Origin of the sequence: Actinotalea sp. C106, from assembly GCF_023630195.1 — a bacterium.
Lineage (GTDB): Bacteria > Actinomycetota > Actinomycetes > Actinomycetales > Cellulomonadaceae > Actinotalea.
In genome coordinates this window covers 1-883 of sequence record NZ_JALPKN010000565.1, presented here as the reverse complement: position 1 = coordinate 883, position 883 = coordinate 1, and the positions used below count along the sequence as shown (strand labels likewise).

Sequence of the window (883 nt, the reverse complement as noted above, 5' to 3'; positions counted from 1 at the left end):
AGGGGCGACGATCGCCTCGGCCTCGACCAGGGCGCCCGCCCCGAGGGTCGGGCCGCCCGGCTCGGGCGGCCTGCCCGGGGCCCGGACCTGGAGGTCGTCGGCGGTGGTGAACCAAGCCCAGTCGCGCTGCAGTCCGCTCCCGAGCACGGGCAGGAGCACGCGGACCCCGCGCCCCGCGAGCATCTCCAGCAGGGGGAGGGTGTCGGGCTCGGTGGGCCGCGAGACGTAGGCGGCCACGCAGCGGGCCTCGCGCACCTGCGGGAGGTCGCCGACCACCTGGGCGAGATCGGCCCCCGCCCGGGCCCGGACGCGGGGGGATCTCTTCTCCCGCTCCGCGCGGATCGCGGCGCGCAGGGCGTCCTTGGCCTCACCCACGTCCTGGCCGCTGTGCGGGACGGGGTAGGGCTGGACTGTGCCGCTCATGGTCACATCATCGCAAAGTTTCCGTCGATGGTGTCCCAGGACCGCCGGGGACCGCGGTCCTGACATGATGGACCTCTATGAGATCTGTGCACGACCACCTGGCCGCGGTGCTCGACGCCGCACGCCCGGTGCCGCCCCTCGACGTCGTGCTCGCGGACGCCGCTGGCTGCATCCTGGCCGAGGACGTCACCGCCCCCGCCGACGTCCCGCCGTGGGCGGTCGCCGACTGCGACGGCTACGCCGTCCGGTCCGAGGACGTCGGCCTGCGCGGTCTGGCGCCCGTGGGCGAGGTCGTCCTGCCCGTGGTGCACGACGCGCCCGTCTCCTCGACCGAACGGCTGCGCCTCGTCGCGGGCTCGGCGATCCTGGTGGCCTCGGGGGCGCCCCTGCCCCACGGAGCCGACGCGGTGGTGCCGGTCGAACGCACCGACCGCGGCCGCGCCCGGGTGAAGTCGGAGGG

Annotated in this window: 1 protein-coding gene and 1 pseudogene; one reads left to right on the top strand and one right to left on the bottom strand. The window is 76.0% G+C overall.

Features of this window, described 5'->3' with window-relative positions:
• The coding region (locus L0B03_RS18515; RefSeq protein WP_250448564.1) for a 5-formyltetrahydrofolate cyclo-ligase at nucleotides 1-423 on the bottom strand (423 nt) is incomplete at its 3' end.
• Nucleotides 424-500: 77 nt separating this feature from the next.
• On the opposite strand from L0B03_RS18515, the pseudogene L0B03_RS18510 reads away from it, so the two are divergent.
• Nucleotides 501-883, top strand: a pseudogene (locus tag L0B03_RS18510) (molybdopterin molybdenumtransferase MoeA); the annotation flags it as partial.